At 65.0% G+C, this 15,691-nt stretch carries 18 protein-coding genes; 13 read left to right on the plus strand and 5 right to left on the minus strand.

The window, feature by feature from the left end; translation table 11 throughout:
* Positions 1-121 precede the first annotated feature (121 nt).
* From iolG to Q8Q88_RS16495, 3 genes are all read left to right on the plus strand, one after another.
* Complete coding sequence (gene iolG / locus Q8Q88_RS16485) at positions 122-1,099, plus strand: inositol 2-dehydrogenase (RefSeq protein ID WP_305676272.1); 978 nt, start codon at positions 122-124, stop codon at positions 1,097-1,099.
* 302 nt (positions 1,100-1,401) lie between these two features.
* Positions 1,402-2,349, plus strand: a complete 948-nt coding sequence (locus Q8Q88_RS16490) for an alpha/beta hydrolase (protein ID WP_305676273.1) — start codon at positions 1,402-1,404, stop codon at positions 2,347-2,349.
* A gap of 25 nt (positions 2,350-2,374) precedes the next feature.
* A complete protein-coding gene (locus tag Q8Q88_RS16495; protein ID WP_305676274.1) occupies positions 2,375-4,120 on the plus strand; it encodes an AMP-binding protein in 1,746 nt (581 codons plus the stop codon).
* 124 nt (positions 4,121-4,244) lie between these two features.
* Here the strand turns inward: Q8Q88_RS16495 and Q8Q88_RS16500 are convergent, their stop codons facing one another.
* The gene (locus Q8Q88_RS16500; RefSeq protein WP_305676275.1) at positions 4,245-5,099 is read right to left on the minus strand and encodes an alpha/beta hydrolase; all 855 of its coding nucleotides are present in this window, start codon (positions 5,097-5,099) and stop codon (positions 4,245-4,247) included.
* Positions 5,100-5,237: 138 nt separating this feature from the next.
* Positions 5,238-6,437 carry an MFS transporter gene (locus tag Q8Q88_RS16505; protein ID WP_305676276.1) on the minus strand — a complete coding sequence of 400 codons (1,200 nt, stop codon included), beginning with the start codon at positions 6,435-6,437 and terminating at the stop codon, positions 5,238-5,240.
* Between the two features lie 327 nt (positions 6,438-6,764).
* On the opposite strand from Q8Q88_RS16505, the gene Q8Q88_RS16510 reads away from it, so the two are divergent.
* Positions 6,765-9,035 (plus strand): TonB-dependent receptor, encoded by a 2,271-nt coding sequence (locus Q8Q88_RS16510; RefSeq protein ID WP_305676277.1) that lies wholly within the window; start codon positions 6,765-6,767, stop codon positions 9,033-9,035.
* Between the two features lie 195 nt (positions 9,036-9,230).
* Here Q8Q88_RS16510 and Q8Q88_RS16515 read toward each other — a convergent pair whose 3' ends face one another.
* From Q8Q88_RS16515 to Q8Q88_RS16525, 3 genes are all read right to left on the minus strand, one after another.
* The gene (locus tag Q8Q88_RS16515; protein WP_305676278.1) at positions 9,231-9,530 is read right to left on the minus strand and encodes a S9 family peptidase; all 300 of its coding nucleotides are present in this window, start codon (positions 9,528-9,530) and stop codon (positions 9,231-9,233) included.
* 240 nt (positions 9,531-9,770) lie between these two features.
* On the minus strand, positions 9,771-10,070 hold the full coding sequence (locus Q8Q88_RS16520) for a hypothetical protein (protein WP_305676279.1): 300 nt from the start codon (positions 10,068-10,070) through the stop codon (positions 9,771-9,773).
* Complete coding sequence (locus Q8Q88_RS16525; protein WP_305676280.1) at positions 10,067-10,603, minus strand: GFA family protein; 537 nt, start codon at positions 10,601-10,603, stop codon at positions 10,067-10,069. The genes Q8Q88_RS16520 and Q8Q88_RS16525 overlap by 4 nt, the downstream gene beginning before the upstream one ends.
* 72 nt (positions 10,604-10,675) lie before the next feature.
* On the opposite strand from Q8Q88_RS16525, the gene Q8Q88_RS16530 reads away from it, so the two are divergent.
* From Q8Q88_RS16530 to Q8Q88_RS16570, 9 genes are all read left to right on the plus strand, one after another.
* Positions 10,676-11,329 carry a TetR/AcrR family transcriptional regulator gene (locus tag Q8Q88_RS16530; RefSeq protein WP_305676281.1) on the plus strand — a complete coding sequence of 218 codons (654 nt, stop codon included), beginning with the start codon at positions 10,676-10,678 and terminating at the stop codon, positions 11,327-11,329.
* Between the two features lie 54 nt (positions 11,330-11,383).
* On the plus strand, positions 11,384-11,713 hold the full coding sequence (locus Q8Q88_RS16535; protein ID WP_305676282.1) for a helix-turn-helix transcriptional regulator: 330 nt from the start codon (positions 11,384-11,386) through the stop codon (positions 11,711-11,713).
* A complete protein-coding gene (locus Q8Q88_RS16540; RefSeq protein WP_305676283.1) occupies positions 11,710-12,177 on the plus strand; it encodes an SRPBCC domain-containing protein in 468 nt (155 codons plus the stop codon). Before Q8Q88_RS16535 ends, Q8Q88_RS16540 begins: the two co-directional genes overlap by 4 nt.
* 167 nt (positions 12,178-12,344) lie before the next feature.
* Positions 12,345-13,112, plus strand: coding sequence for a DUF899 domain-containing protein (locus Q8Q88_RS16545; RefSeq protein WP_305676284.1), 768 nt, complete (start codon positions 12,345-12,347; stop codon positions 13,110-13,112).
* A gap of 47 nt (positions 13,113-13,159) precedes the next feature.
* Positions 13,160-13,402 carry a hypothetical protein gene (locus tag Q8Q88_RS16550; RefSeq protein ID WP_305676285.1) on the plus strand — a complete coding sequence of 81 codons (243 nt, stop codon included), beginning with the start codon at positions 13,160-13,162 and terminating at the stop codon, positions 13,400-13,402.
* Entirely contained in the window at positions 13,399-13,812 is a 414-nt protein-coding gene (locus Q8Q88_RS16555; RefSeq protein ID WP_305676286.1) for a GFA family protein, read from the plus strand. Before Q8Q88_RS16550 ends, Q8Q88_RS16555 begins: the two co-directional genes overlap by 4 nt.
* Positions 13,813-13,891: 79 nt before the next feature.
* Entirely contained in the window at positions 13,892-14,518 is a 627-nt protein-coding gene (locus Q8Q88_RS16560) for a 2'-5' RNA ligase family protein (RefSeq protein ID WP_305676287.1), read from the plus strand.
* 60 nt (positions 14,519-14,578) lie between these two features.
* Positions 14,579-15,283, plus strand: coding sequence for a glutathione S-transferase N-terminal domain-containing protein (locus Q8Q88_RS16565; protein WP_305676288.1), 705 nt, complete (start codon positions 14,579-14,581; stop codon positions 15,281-15,283).
* A gap of 12 nt (positions 15,284-15,295) precedes the next feature.
* Positions 15,296-15,643 carry an ArsC family reductase gene (locus Q8Q88_RS16570; RefSeq protein ID WP_305676289.1) on the plus strand — a complete coding sequence of 116 codons (348 nt, stop codon included), beginning with the start codon at positions 15,296-15,298 and terminating at the stop codon, positions 15,641-15,643.
* Positions 15,644-15,691 lie beyond the last annotated feature (48 nt).

Here is a 15,691-nt window from a genome sequence, read left to right on the forward strand (position 1 = left end):
ACCGGACTGAAATGGAACGATTCCTGGCGCCGTGGAAATTCCATGCCATATATGGGCAGAATATTGGTTCCATGACGTGTTGCGCGTGAGATGGGCGCCGGTGGAGTTTAGGGGGCTTTCAATGAACAAGGTCGCGATCATCGGCGCGGGGCGCATTGGCCGCATCCATGGCAAGAATGCTGCTCACAACAGCCGCCTCGAACTGGCTGGCGTGGTCGACCCCATCGCAGAAGCGGCGTCGGCGCTCGCAGCCGAATTGGGCTCGAAGGTCATCTCGCTCGATGAAGCTTTGGTCGATCCGTCCATCACCGGCGTCATCATCGCCTCGTCGACGGACACTCACCTCGACTACAGCGTCCTGGCGGCGAAGGCGGGCAAGGCGATCTTCTGCGAGAAGCCGATCGACCAGGATTTGGAACGCGCTCGAAGCGCCGCCGCCGACCTGGGGGAGGCGCGCATGTTGCTGGCCTTCAATCGACGCTTCGACCCCAACTTCCAAGCCCTGAAGGCGCGCCTGGACAGCGGCGCGGTGGGTCACTTGGAAAGCGTGCAGATCACCTCGAACGACCCGTCCCCGCCGCCGCCGTCCTACGTCGCCGCGTCGGGGGGACTGTTTAAGGACATGGCCATTCACGACTTCGATATGGCGCGCTGGCTCCTCGGTGAGGAGGTGAGCGAGGTTTACGCCGTCGGCAGTTGCCTCGTCGATCCCGCCATTGGCGAACTGGGCGACATCGATACGGCCCGCACCGTGTTGAAGACGGTCTCTGGAAAGCTCTGCGTCATCGCCAACAGCCGCCGGTCAGGTTTCGGCTATGACCAGCGCATCGAGGCCTATGCGTCCAAAGGACTGGTCAGGGCGGACAACGTGCTGGAATCGACCGTCCAGGTCTGGAGCGAAGCCGGGGCGTCCGCCGACCGGTTCCAGAACTTCTTTCTCGATCGCTACGCCGAGGCTTACCGCCGCGAGATGGACCATTTCGCCGATATGCTGGAGGGCGCCGCCGCATCGGTCGGCTATGCCGACGGGATCGCGGCGCTGGCCCTGGCCGAGGCGGCGGCGAGATCTGTGCGAACGGGATTGCCGGTCCGTACCTGATCCGCGTTCCGCCCAGCTGTTGCAGCTGGCGCCGCGTGACGCGATGCGCTCGGCGCCTGGCCGGGAAGGGGCCCGCGGCAAGTGCGGACGATCCTCTCGGCGCGGGAAAACTTGCGGTCGTTTTCTAAATCTATAGAAGATAGAAGCGTCGTTCCAACTCTCGTTGTGTGTTCGTTCGCCCGCGGTGGCGAGGGTGGAGCGTCGAGAGGCCAGGCGATATCCGGATCGCCCGTCGTCGGACTCGCCACTGATGGAAGACTTCACGCAACCAGCGCCGCTGGCTCGTCCAATGGGAAAATCACATGTCGCTCGACCCAGTGCTCCAACAGATCCTTGACCAGATCCCTCTGCCGTCGGGCGACCTCGACTGGGGGAAGCTACGCGCGGAATCCGCCTCCCTGATCGCCCTTCTGAACGGGCCCGAAGGCCCGGTCGTCGTGGCCGACGTCCAGACGTTGGAGATCGACGGCAAAGGTGGCCCGGTGCCTCTCCGCATCATCCGGCCAGAGACCGAACCGCGCGGGACCCTGCATTTCGTCCATGGCGGGGCTTGGGCCCTTGGGAGCGTGGATCACATCGAGGGCGTCGTTCGCAGGCTCGCAAAGGAGCTGTCCATGGTCGTCGTCGCCAGCGGGTACAGGCTTGCCCCCGAAGCCCCGTTTCCGGCTGGCTTTGAAGACGTCATGACGGCGGCGGCCTGGGTGCTGGACCACGCCGCCGAGCTTGGCGGCTCGACCCTGCCGGTCGCCATCGGCGGCGAGAGCGCCGGGGCGAATTTGGCCGCAGCCGCAGCGATTGCTCTGAGGGGCGGCGATCATCCCAGGTTCGACGCGCAACTCCTCTTCTTTCCGGCGGTGGATCTTCGCGATGGGGCCAATAGCCTGCCATCGCGACGTGCAGACGCCGATCCGACGCTCCCAGCCACGACGTTCCCGCAGATCTTCTCGACCTACTGCGGCGAGAACGATCGTGGCGATCCCCGTATTTCACCCATGGCGGCGGAAAGCCTCGCCGACCTGCCGCCCGTCTTGCTGGTTGTGCTTTCGGTTGATCCGTTGCGCGACGAGGCCGTCGCCTATGCAGAGCGTTTGAAGAGCTCGGGCGTGCCTGTCGACGTCATGGAATTCGACAATCTCACGCACGGATTTCTCGGCTTTGCAGGTCTCGTGCCGGCGGCCGCGGCGGCTGTCTCGGACATCGCTGACCGCTTTTCCATGATGCTCGCAAGACTACCGCACCAAACGAAATAGCTCGGCGTCGAAGGGAGAGAACCATATGGACAGTTTGGTCTGCGGACGACGCGACATCCCGCTGATGGACATGACGATCGGCGAGGCCTTGGACGCAGCGGCCGCAAGATGGCCCTCGGGCGAAGCGGTGGTGTTTCCCGAACAGGGCGTGCGCCTCTCCTGGTCTGACCTCAAGGACCGCGCCGAGGCGTTCGCCGCCGGACTGCTCCTGCGCGGCCTGCGGCCGGGCGATCGCCTAGGTGTCTGGTCGCTCAATCGGGTCGAGTGGGTGATCGCCATGTTCGCGGCCGCCAAGGCTGGCCTGGTCCTCGTCAACGTCAATCCAGCCTACCGTCTTGACGAGCTTGAGTACGCGCTCGCCAAGGTCGACTGCAAGGCGCTGGTCATCTCCCCGCCTTTCAAGACGAGTGACTATCCGCAGATCCTGCGCCAGTTGGTCCCGGAGATCGGCCAGGGCCCTGCCTGGCGGTCCGTGCGCCTCCCCGCGCTGCGCTTGGTGGTGCAGATGGGTCCGCAAACCCTGGCGGGGGCCGTCGATTTTGCAGGCATCGAAAAGGAAGGCCGGGCGGCGGGGACGCTCGCCCTCCTCGACGCCGCCCTTGGCGTGCGATCCCGTGATCCGGCGAACATTCAGTTCACGAGCGGGACGACGGGCCGGCCCAAGGGCGTCACCCTGAGCCACCACAGTGTGCTGAACAACGGCTACTTCTGTGGCTTGGCTTTGGGATTGACGGCGGCGGACCGTATTGCAGTTCCCGTTCCTCTTTACCATTGCTTCGGCATGGTGATGGCCGTCCTGGCCGGTCTGACGCATGGCGCGGCGACGGTTTTCCCCGGAGAGGGATTCGACCCGGGGCGAACGCTGGCGACAGTGGCGGCTGAACGCTGCACCGCGCTTTACGGCGTGCCGACCATGTTCATTTCCATGCTCGACGACGCCCATTTCGACGACTTCGACCTGTCGAGCCTGCGTACGGGCATCATGGCCGGGTCGCCATGCCCGATCAAGACGATGCGAGAGGTGGTGGAGCGCATGAACATGGCCGACGTCACGATCGCGTACGGGATGACGGAGACGAGCCCGGTCAGTTTCCAATCCGGATTGGACGATACGCTCGAGCGTCGCGTATCGACCATTGGCCAGGTTCATCCTCACGTCGAATGCAAGGTCATCGACGCCGAGGGCAGGACCGTTCCCCGCGGTGCGCCTGGGGAACTATGCACGCGGGGCTACTCGGTGATGCTTGGCTATTGGGAAGATCCCGAACAAACGGCTGCAGCCATCGATGCTGACGGATGGATGCATAGCGGCGATCTCGCGGTCATCGACGAAGCCGGGTACGGCACGGTCGTCGGCCGCCTGAAGGATTTGATCATCCGCGGCGGAGAAAACCTCTACCCGCGTGAGATCGAGGAGTTTCTGTCTCGTCATCCGAAGATCCGCGACGTCCAGGTGTTTGGCGTTCCCGACGATCGCTACGGTGAGGAGGTTTGCGCCTGGATCGTGGTCGCTGACGGCGAATCCATGGCCGCCGCCGAAATTGACGCCTACTGCGAAGGTTCGATCGCCCATCAGAAGAAGCCGCGATACGTTCGGTTCGTCGAGACCTTCCCACTGACCGTCACGGGCAAGCCGCAAAAATTTCTGATGCGCGACGCTATGGTCGCCGAACTCGCCAAGGCGAGGGGAGTCTCAGGCGTCTCGACCACGACGGGCGAGACACACTCGGTCGATGGCCTGCCTGGGACGCCGATGGTCGGAAAGGGCTGAAACGGCCGACCCCGTTCGCCTTTCACGCGCAGGTTCGCCACTGCGCGGGGCCGGTTGACCGGCCGTTGAGAGGACTATGACCCCAACGCTTGCGGCGGGCGGCCGTTTCGTCGTCGGGGCGACGTCACACCGTCCCATCCGTTCGGTTTGGCGGCCCAAGGGGCGAGTTGAAGCCGTGGCGGTTCAGCCAGCGATCAAGGTCCTGGGGCCAGGCATCCACCGGCAGGCCAAGGCGGCGCATGCCGAAACCATGCCCTCCGGCGTCGAATCTATGGAGATCGCTCGGACGTCCACGAGCCTGCCAAGCTTCGAACATTCGGACGCTCTCGCCAACAGGTACCAAGGGATCATCATCTGCGTGAACGAGGAACACGGGAGGCGCGTCGTGCGGCACTGGCTCATCCGGCATCGCGCCGTAGATGACCGCGCCGAAGTCCGGACGGCTGGCGACGTCTGCCCCAAGCAGTGTTGTCGCTGTCGTAATAGCTCCCGCTGAGAAGCCGATCATCCCGATACGGGTCGGATCGACGCCGAAGGCGACGGCGCCGCTCCGGACGGTCCGCACGGCCTGCCGCGCATCGTCCGCGGCAAGCATGCGGCCAGGCAGCATCAGCTGCATGGCTTGCCGCCATGCTCTCACGGTGAGCAGTCGGCTCAGATGATCATCGTCGGAATCGTGAACGCGATACTTGAGGACGAAGGCGACATAGCCGCGCTCAGCGAACCAGGTCGCGATTTCGGCCCCTTCCTTGTCCACCATGAGACAGCGGAACGCCCCGCCAGGGAGAACGATCACCGCGCCGCCATGCGCCTTATCCTGCGGTGGCGCATAGCGGGTGAGGGTAGGCTCGGAAACGTTGGTGACGCTGATGGCCGGGCCCGTGGCGGGCTCGACGATCGCGGTTGACGTTTCCGCCGGAATTCCAGCGGCGAGGTGCGGCGAACCCGCGGGCCAAATCGCGAATGTATCGGTGGACATTGGGAGGGACCTTCGCTGTGTCAGGGGCCGGTTGGAGACGGCTCAAAGGCGCCCGCCGCCGAGGCCGGAAGCGCGCCGGACGACGTCGGACCTGAACTCGGATGGGGCGCGGGCGTCCGGCGACGGCCGACGCGCCCGCTATCCTCGCAGGCGAATGAGGATCGCACACAGGCCAGCCGCCATCGAGACCAGCGCTCCGAAGACAAACAAGCTGGGGTAGCCGCCGGACGCTATGATTCCGGCGGCGATCGCGGGCGCGACCACGCCGGGCGCCGAGCCGGCTGCGAGGAGCAGTCCGAGATCTCTTCCAGCTGTCTGTTCCGAGGGCAAAACGAGCGTGGCGAGCTTTAGGTCGAGAACAAAATAGGTGCCGAACATCACGCCGATGCCGACGCCAAACAGGATCATCACCGACCAGTCCGCATTCAGGGCGGGCAGCAGCGTGACCAACCCGGCGCCGAACGAGACGACCGCCACGATGAACGCGGTCCGGCGCAACCTATCTGCGACGAAGCCCACGACCGGCGTAACGATCAGCCAGCTGATCGTCATGACTGTTAGCAGCATGCTCACGGCGACACCGGGATTCTGGTGCGGCAGGTTGGGCACGCCGACGTAGTCCTGGAGGACGTAGAAGAGGTAGCCGTTCACGCCGAAATAGCACAGGAACATCAGGAAGCGGGAGGCGACCGCCAGGGCGAAATTGCGGTCCCTGAGGCTCTTGAACTCGTCGAGGGCGCTCGTCAGAGACAGGCGCGGGCGGGGGGGCAGCACCTCATCAAGGCTGGACGGCTCTCGCTCGAGAGCAATGAGCGCAAACGTCAGAATGGTGAACGGGATGGCCAGGAAGACGTATCCAAGCACCGGATTGGGCGCGAACGCGCCGATGTTGACGCCTCCAAAGATGCCGACCGGCGCCCCAAGGCCGATGGCTGCGGACGCAAAGCCCAGCTCCTTCAGGGGAATACGGTCGGGGAGGGCGGCGAGCAGAACCGACTGGTAGTAGTTCAGCGTGAACCAAAGCAGCGGCATGACGATCATGAGCTGCACCACCGAGTCCGCGAACGCCATCAGCGGCATCAGCGCGATGCTGGCGAGCCAGGAGAGAACAAGCGACGGGGTCCGACGTCCCCATCGGCTCCGCGTGCGGTCAGAGATGGCTCCGCCCGCAAACAACGCCACGATCGTCGTCAACGACGCGAGCGTGGATAGGACCGCCAGAGTGCCGACCTTGTCGTCCGGGGTCAGGGCCTCCACGACCGGAGGCAACAGGATGTTCTGGATGCCTTGGAAGATCGTGATCAGCGAGGCGTAGGCGAGGAACAGGAGCAGCGCCAAGCGTCGCGGCCTGACGCTCAGGGACTGTCGGTGAACCGACGATGAAGCTTCTCCTTGATCGGTCATAGCCAAGGTCCTCCATGGGCCGGTATCGCTGAAATAAATCTTCTGTCAAGGCAAAAATTGGAATTGACCTTCCATTGTCGCCCTGGCGCGGCCTGGCCGACTTGCGCCCCTGGGCGTCCGACGCGCGCTTTCCTCCCGACCGATGCGCTCGGTCCGACACGGCGCACGCACGCCGCTCGTCGAATGTTTAGTTCATAAATTGCATGGACAGAATGTGTGTTCCATAATAGGGTGGCGGCAATAATAACGGGGAGAGGGAATATGACGTCCAAGAACAGCCTTCTGTGCGCGACAGCCTGTCTGGCGTTGTTTCCCGCGATTGCGACTGCTCAATCGTCGGCCGCCGCAGGCGCGCAGCCCGGCGAGGGTGGCGGGCAAGCGAGCGTCGTCGAGGAAATCATCGTCACCGCCAACCGAAGGGCCGAGCGGCTGCAGGACGTGCCGATCAGCGTCACCGCGATCGCTGGCGAAACGCTGCAGGAGCGTGGCGTGCAGAACCCCGAGGATCTCAGTCGCCTCGCCCCCAGCCTGGTCACCCAGAACAACGCCGCCAACGCCCAGGGAACGAATTTCTCAATCCGAGGCGTGGGCACGTCCAGCTTCCAACGCTCGGTTGAGCCGAGCGTCGCCGTGGTGATCGATGACATCACACTGATCAGGTCTGAGCTCGCCGTCATCAACTTCACCGATCTGGCCCAGGTCGAAGTCCTGAATGGACCTCAGGGCTTTCTCTTCGGAAAGAACGCTTCCGCCGGCTTGGTCAACATCCGGACCCGCGATCCAGAACTCGGCGACAGCGGAGGACGGCTGTTCTCCGAATATGGCCAGCTCAACAACTCCAATAATACTTCATTGTTTCGCGCCCAGGGCATCGCCAACCTCGCCATTCGGGAAGATGCGGCAGCGCGCTTCAACCTGTTCTACGTGAAGAACTCGGCGCTTCAGGACAACGTCGTACCCAACCCCGCCTTCGATGGCGGCCTAGAGCAGATTGGCGGCTCGGGGAAACTCCTCTGGCAGCCCAGCGACGCTCTGCGCGTCCTGCTGTCAGCGGACTACATGGACTCTCAAGGCACGGGGGGCGGGGTGGCGACGCTCCGTAACGCCACGGCGGCAAGCCCGCTCTCCATTGTGCTTCCGGCCATCGGCGTTACGCCGGGTGTGGACAACGACCGGAGCGCTTACAACGGGCTGACCTTCTATGACCTGAAGGTGGGCGGAGGCCAGGCGCGTATCGACTACGAGTTCGACAGCGGTTTTCGACTGACGAACATTGCAGCCTACCGAGGCTTCAAGACCGAACAGGCCTTCGACGCGGATTACAGCCCACTGGACCTGGTCCAGTTTTTTGGCGGTGGAATCTCCACCCGTCAGTTCTCGGAAGAACTTCGGCTCGCGTCCCCGGTCGGTGGAAGGTTGGACTATCAGGTCGGCGTCTTCGTCCTGCAGGCCCGAGTTCGCGAGAGCAACCTCTTGGCGGCGTCACTGGGACAAACACCCCCGCCAGGGTTCACGACCGTACTGGGTTCCGACAGCTTCTGGCGCCAGAACCTCGGCAGCTACGCGGTTTACGGGCAGGGCACTTACCGGTTCACGGATCGCTTGAGCCTGACAGCGGGCGCTCGCGTGACCCACGAGACAATCGACATGCGATTTGAGAATACGGCGGGTGGCGGCGTGGCGCCCCTTCTGCCGATCGCCCCAGACCGCAGCCAAGATCGGAAGGAAAGCAACTTCTCGTGGCGAACGACGCTTCAGTACGACCTGAACGACGATTGGATGATCTATGGGACGGCGGCCGAGGGCTACAAGGGCCCAGGCTATGCGCAGTACTCCTTCTCCTACGTGAAACCTGAAACGTCGACGCACTTCGAGATCGGTTCGAAAAGCCAGCTTCTTGACCGCAAGCTGACCGTCAACGTCTCCGCCTACAACACCGATTTCAAGGACTTCCAGGCCCAGAGCATCGACTTCACGACGCTGTCCTTCCTGCTGCAGAACGCGGGCAAGCTCCGCACCCGCGGCGCCGAAGTTCAGGTCATTGCACGACCGACATCGCGCCTGACGCTGAATGCTGGCGTGGCTTACACCGACGCGCGCTTTCGGGATTTCCAAGGGGACACCTGCTACGTCGGCCAGGTGGACTGCGTGGGGGGAGCCACGGACTCCTCGGGCCGGAGGCTGCCCAATGCTCCGAAGTGGAAAGGCGTGTTCGACGCGAGCTACGAACAGCCGCTCGGGCGTGACTTCGCAGCCATTTTCAACGTCGGTGTCGTCGCCCAGTCCTCCTACAACTTCCTCTCGAACGGAGATCCGGACGCCCTTCAGGGCGGCGTCACCACCATCGACCTCGGGGTGACGCTGAACCAAACGGCGCAAAACTGGAGCTTGCGCGCCTTCTGCCGCAACTGCACGGATGAGCGCTACGTGGCGACGGTCCAGGGACATCCGTTCTTCGGGGCTGATCACATCCAGAACCTGAGCGTTGGCGGGTTCCGTCAGATCGGGGTGGCCTTGGACCTGTCCTTCTGAAGCTTGGCCTCGACCGAGGGGAACTCGTCTTTGTGGATCTGCGATGGGGGTGGCGGTCTGCGACCGCCGCCCCATCTTGATGCAACTGGCCCGCCTACTGTCGAACTCCGCTTGCCTTTTCTGGTTTCGGGTGGCGGCGCTCGAGCGTGATGGAGCGAGGACGGTCAGCCTGGACGACCAAATAGCGAATACCGATCACTCGCGTGGCGACCCGGCCGCAGGCGTCAGCGTCCGTCCCAACCAGTCGAAGGCGCGTACGTAGAGGTCACGCAGGTTGGCGGGGCTGGAGATCAGGTGGCGCTCCCCCCAATAGGTGATCAGCTGGGTGTCCTTGCCTTGCCGATAGAGGGCCGAAAACATCGCCTGGCTCTGGGTGACGGAGACCTCGTCCTGGTCTCCGGCGATCAGCAGCAACGGGGCCGAGATCCTGTCGGCGGCGACATCGAACGCAATGTCTGGTAGAGTCAGGTTGTTGAATCTGAGCGCCTTGGCCAATTGCGTATCAAGTACGCAAGCGAGACGTTTCCAAGCCGAGCATCAACAACACCTCACGGATTTATGATCGACCTCCGCGAGTGGGCGTATCTCCAAAACTCCAATGAAATCATAAGCGTAGCGATGTGACGGTCGAGTTGACGGCAAATCGTGTCTCGAAACCCAAAAACCGAAGTATTTTCATATACTTCGACTGATCATTGATGATCGAGTGGGAGTGACTCGCGTGATCGACCCGCGCTAAACCCGATGCAACCGTAGCGGCTTGGTGTTCTCTCGGGCGATCAGGCCCTTGGCCTCCAGGTCGAGTTGCACGCCCTTCAGCCACCAGCCGGCCGTGGCGCCGCCTGGAAACAGCGCCTCGGGTAGCAGGGGCAGCAGGCGCGCCTTGGCATCCGCCACCGCCAGGCCGGGCGCCGCCGCGGGTAGCACGGCGAGGATCGCCTCGCGCATGGCGTTGTACTTGTCGGCGTCGACCCGCACCGGACGATCCGGACTGTTGGGATTCTCCATCAGGACCTTGTCGGACTGGGCGGTCATGCGGGCAGGCCCTCGACCTTGGGGTTGCGAAAGCCCATCGCGGCCCACGCCTTCATCAGCCGCCACATGAACCGTCCCGAGTGGCCGGAGTAGCTGGGGATGTCGCCCAGCAGCTCGACGCCTTCCGGCCGCTCGGCGGCCATGGTCCGCTCGTCCAGCGGCGGCGCTCCCTCGGCCAGGCGGTCGCGATAGACACTCAGCCAGTGGCCACCCTTGAACTCCAGGGCCATCGGCGCATTGCAGCACTTGGCCACCAGGCGGCGCGTGGTCGAGGCGGGCGTAAGCCGCAACGCCTCCAGCCGCTCGCCGCCCCGCACGCAGCGAACGCGATCCTTCCGATGCATCACGAAGTCCGTTCCGGCGTCGGCGCGGAGCACCGGCGGCGCCTCGGCCAGCGCCTCGATCTGCCGGCCTGCGTCCTGGCAGCTCTTGCAGTAGCAGGCCACGCTGAGGATCGGCGGCCCCGCCATTTCGAACGCCACCTGGCCGCAGAGGCACGACGCGAGCAGGGGTTCCTGCCGTCTCCTGTTCATCCGGGTTCTCCCGTCTTCATTCTTGACTAGAACTGGACGGTCCAGTACTACGAGTCAACCGGGCCGAGGGCAATGACGAAGGCGACCGTCGCCACGAAACGTGAGGAACCGGGCCGCTCCGGACGCAAGCGCCGGGCGATCCTCGACGCCGCCGCGGAGATCTTCCTGCGGCAGGGCTATCTGGGCGCCAGCATGGACGATGTCGCGGCCCAGGCCGAGGTGTCGAAGCAGACCGTCTACAAGCAGTTCGTGAGCAAGGAGGCGTTGTTCGTCGCGGTCGTGAGCGCCATGACCGGGGCGGCGGGCGACGAGGTCCAGCGCGAGATCGCTAGGCTGGGCGAGCAGGACGATCCCGCAAAGGAGCTGCTGGCCTATGCCGAGCGGCAGCTGACGGTGGTGCTGACCCCGCGGCTGATGCAACTTCGCCGCCTGGTGATCGGCGAGGCCAACCGCTTTCCGGCGCTGGGGCGGGCGCTTTACGACGGCGGTCCCGGTCGCGCCATCGCCGGCCTGGCCATGGCGTTCGCGCGATGGACCGAGCGGGGCCTGCTGGCGATCGAGGATCCGGGGGCTGCGGCGTCGCACTTCAACTGGCTGGTCATGGGCGAGCCCGTGAACAACGCGATGCTGTTGGGCGATGAGTCCATCCCGAAGCCGGCGGCGCTGCGTCGTCACGCGGTCGATAGCGTCCGCGTCTTCCTGGCCGCTTACGGACGCCCGGGCTGAGCGTTCGAACGCATTAGCGTTGACTCATCAATGAGTGAATGCTAATTGATTTCCATGCCCGAAGCCGCCGCCTTAACCAATGTCATGCGCGCCCTTGCCGATCCAACCCGGCGCGCCGTGTTCGAACGCGTCGTCGGCTCCGACGAGATCACGGTGGCCGAGCTGACCCGAGGGAGCGGGGTGACGCAGGGGGCCATCTCCCAGCACCTCAAGTCCCTGAAGCAAGCTGGCCTGGTCGCCGAGCGCCCCGAGGGCCGCAACGTCTTCTATCGAGCCCAGCCCGAGGGGCTTGAGCCGCTATTCGACTGGATGAACCACTACAGCGTCTTCTGGCGCGAAGGGTTCGACAAGCTCCGCAGCCTTTTGAAGGAGATAGATCCATGAGCGACGCCGCGATGATGGCCGACACCCAGCAGATTGTCGTCGACGAGGTGTTTCCCCACACCCTGGACGTGGTGTGGAAGACCCTCACGAGCCCCGAGATGATGGCCCGATGGCTCAGGATGGAGCCCAGGGGCTTCAGGGCCGCAGTGGGGACCCGCTTCACCTATCAGACCACGCCGGCCGGGGCGTGGGACGGCGTCATTCGCTGCGAAGTGCTCGAAGTCGAGCCGCTGGAACGCCTCTCCTATGCCTGGACGGGCGGCCATGACGGAAACGTCGGATACGGCTCGCGGCTGGACACCGTGGTGACCTTCCTGCTCTCGGCCGAGGACAACGGGACCCGCATTCGACTTGTCCATTCCGGCTTCGTGCTCCCGAGGAACGAGTCGGCGTTCAAGAACATGAGCGAGGGCTGGAGGAAGGTCGTTCAGACGATCGACTCGATCGCCGCCGAACAGGCCTGACGCACCCTGGCCGATCGCCGAAGGCCGTCGCAGCGCGGCCTTCGGATGGCGGAATTTGTGGGAACTATGACGTTTTGGCCATGAGCGGCCGCCCTTAGAATAATCCCGTCAACTCGCTTGGCGGGAACCTGCCGGCCTGCACCTGGCCGTGCTCATAGGAGGTTTCGATGAACCAGCCGATAGGCGGACAACCCGCCATGCAGCCGCCCCCGATCGTCTCCCGGCAGGCGTGGGAGGCCGCGCGCGAGCAGCTGCTCGTAAAGGAGAAAGCCCAGACCCGCGCCCGTGACGCCCTGGCCGCCGAGCGCCGGCGTATGCCGTGGATGGCCGTGGAGAAGGCCTACGAATTTGAGGGTCCTGACGGCAAGGTGAGCCTGCTCGACCTGTTCGAGGGCCGCCGCCAGCTGATCGTCTACCGCGCCTTCTTCGAGCCCGGGGTGTTCGGGTGGCCGGATCACGCCTGCCGCGGCTGCTCCATGGTGGCCGACCAGGTCGCCCACGTCGCCCATCTGAACGCCCGCGACACCACGCTCGTCTTCGTTTCGCGGGCCCCGCAGGCCGACATCGCGCGCCTTAATGCGCGGATGGGCTGGGAGATCCCCTGGTACACCTTGACCGACGCCTTCGACGCCGACTTCGGCGTCGACGAGTGGCACGGCACGAACGTGTTCATCCGCGACGGCGACCGCGTGTTCCGCACCTACTTCATCAACTCCCGCGGCGACGAGGCGATGGGGGGCACGTGGAGCTATCTCGACATCACGCCGCTCGGCCGGCAGGAGGTCTGGGAGGACTCGCCCGAGGGCTATCCCCAGACCCCGCCCTACAAATGGTGGAACTGGCACGACAACTACGCCGCCGAGGCCGCGCCCGACCCGAAGTGGGTCGAGGTGTCCGACGCCGGCGAGGCGACGTTCAAGACCCCCGAAAACTAGCTCGCCGACGCCGATAGGCCGATCGCCCTCACCGCAGGAGAAACGGAATGAGCGAGGGCGCGCCCGCACGGGGCGCGGCCGGCTGGCTAAGCCTCGCGGCCGCGCCCACCTTCGCCGTGATGGCCCTTCTTACGGCCATGGGCGGCGGGCCGTCCGACATGCTCTGTTCGGCCGGCCCAGCCGCGTCACCGCTGACCGGAATGACGACGATGTACCTGCTGATGAGCGCCTTCCATTTGGCGCCCTGGCTCAAGCTGATCTCAAACCGACGAACAGGACCATCGACATGAACGAGCCCTATGCCGGCGGCTGCGCCTGCGGCGCGATCCGTTATGAAATCGCCGAGAAGCCGCTTGTGGAAGTCGACTGCCAATGCCGCGACTGCCAGCGGATGAGCGGCACGGGCCACGGATCCTATCTGACCTTCCCGAGCCGCGACAAGGTCACCCTCACGGGCCGGGCGGCGCATTGGGATGTGGCCGGCGACAGCGGCAATGTGAAGACCCACGCGTTCTGCCCAACCTGCGGATCGCCGGTCTATCTGACCTCAGCGGCCATGCCCGACTTCTTCTCTGTGCATGCGGCGAGCCTCGATGATCCCGGTCGATTCAAGCCCCAGATGGTGTTCTACACCGCGAGTGGCTTTCCCTGGGACCGCCTCGATCCAGCCCTGGCGAAATTCGAGAAGTTGCCGACCTGACCCAGGTCGGCGGCTTGCCGTTCCCGCCATGCATGTTCTATGTTTGTTCTCACTCAATGCGCGAGGGGAGAACCTGCAGATGAGCCGGGAAAGGGACGAATCGAGGCGTGACCCCGGCGGCCTTGCGCAGCTCCCGCTAGCCTTCGACCGTCCCGGCCCGCCAATGGCGGCGACCTGGCGCGACGTCCTCTATTTTGCGCTCCTGCCGGACGCTGAGGCCATCGCCCGGATCTCCCGTCTCGAGCTCGGGCTGCGGCGGCGTCTCGGCCGGACGTGGCGGCCGTGCGCGCCTGCCAGGCTCCATCTCTCACTGTTGGGCGTAGCGGCCGGACCGTTCGCGCGCGCCACCGTGCTGGCCGCGGCCTCGCGGATCGCCGCGGCGGTGGCCTTCCCACCGTTCGAGGTCGTGCTCACCGGGGCCGCCAGCTTCGGCGGCGGTTCGGTGGTCCTCGGTTGCAGCGAGGGCTCGGCCGCCGCCCTCACCGGGCTGCACGATCGGCTGAAGGATGCTGGCGAGGACCTCGGACTGAGGCTTGGCGCGCGCGCCTTCACGCCCCATCTGACCGTCGCCTACGACGAGGTTCCGATTCCGGAGACGATGCTCGACCCGCCGATCGCCTGGTCGGCCCGGGAGATCGTCCTGGTGTCCAGCGAGCAGGGCAGGGGGCGCCACACCCACCTGGGCCGCTGGCCGCTGGTCGCTTGACTTCGACGGGAGGTCATCCGATCCGACGGCAGGCGCCGTCGCCGTTCCCTGGAGCCTTGAATGCCGGATCTTTCCGCCTTTCCCATCACCAAGCTTTGGCCGGCCAAGCATCCCGATCGTCTGCAGCTTTATTCGCTGCCGACCCCAAATGGCGTGAAGGTCTCCATCATGCTGGAGGAGATCGGTCTTCCCTACGAGCCGCACCCGGTCGACATCGGCAAGAACGAGAGCTGGAAGCCCGAATACCTGGCGCTGAATCCGAACGGCAAGATCCCGGCGATCATCGATCCGAACGGGCCGGACGGGGCGCCGCTGGCCCTGTTCGAGTCCGGCGCCATCCTGCTCTACCTCGCGGAGAAGGCCGGCAAGCTGCTCCCGAGCCCGGCTGCGCGGCGCTACGAGGCCATTCAGTGGGTGTTCTTCCAGATGGCGGCGGTCGGGCCGATGTTCGGCCAGGTCGGCTATTTCAACAAGTTCGCCGGCAGGGAGGTCGCCGACAAGCGTCCGCTGCAGCGCTATGTCGACGAGTCCAAGCGCCTGCTGGGCGTGCTGGAGAGCCGCCTGGCCGGTCGACGCTGGATCATGGACGACGACTATTCGATCGCCGACATCTCCCTGGTGGGCTGGGTGCGCAACCTGATCGGCTTCTACGAGGCCGGCGACCTGGTCGAATACGACGCCCTGGAGCATGTGCCGGTCTGGTTGGAGCGCGCGCTCGCGCGGCCGGCCGTCCAGCGCGGCCTGCAGATCCCCGACCGGTCGTAGGAGAGGCGCGCGATGACCATCACCATCTACGGCATCAAGGCCTGCGACACGATGAAGAAGGCCCGGGCCTGGCTGGACGGGCGCGGTGTCGCCTACGCCTTCCACGACTACAAGGCGCTGGGGATCGATCGGCCGCGGCTGGAACGGTGGATCGGCCAGGTCGGCTGGGAGGTGCTGCTCAACCGCTCGGGGACCACCTTCCGCGCCCTGCCGGACGCCGCCAAGGTCGGGCTCGATGCGGAGAAGGCCATTGGCCTCATGCTGGCCCAGCCCTCGATCATTAAGCGGCCGGTGGTGGACCTGGGCGAGCGCCTGCTGGTCGGCTTCAAGCCGGAGATCTACGAAGGGGCGCTGGGCTAGTCGGAATTATTTTCGCGGCTCCGCATCCAAAGCCCGCCGCGGCGGCGA

It is taken from the genome of Phenylobacterium sp., assembly GCF_030697925.1.
Classification (GTDB): Bacteria; Pseudomonadota; Alphaproteobacteria; order Caulobacterales; family Caulobacteraceae; genus Phenylobacterium.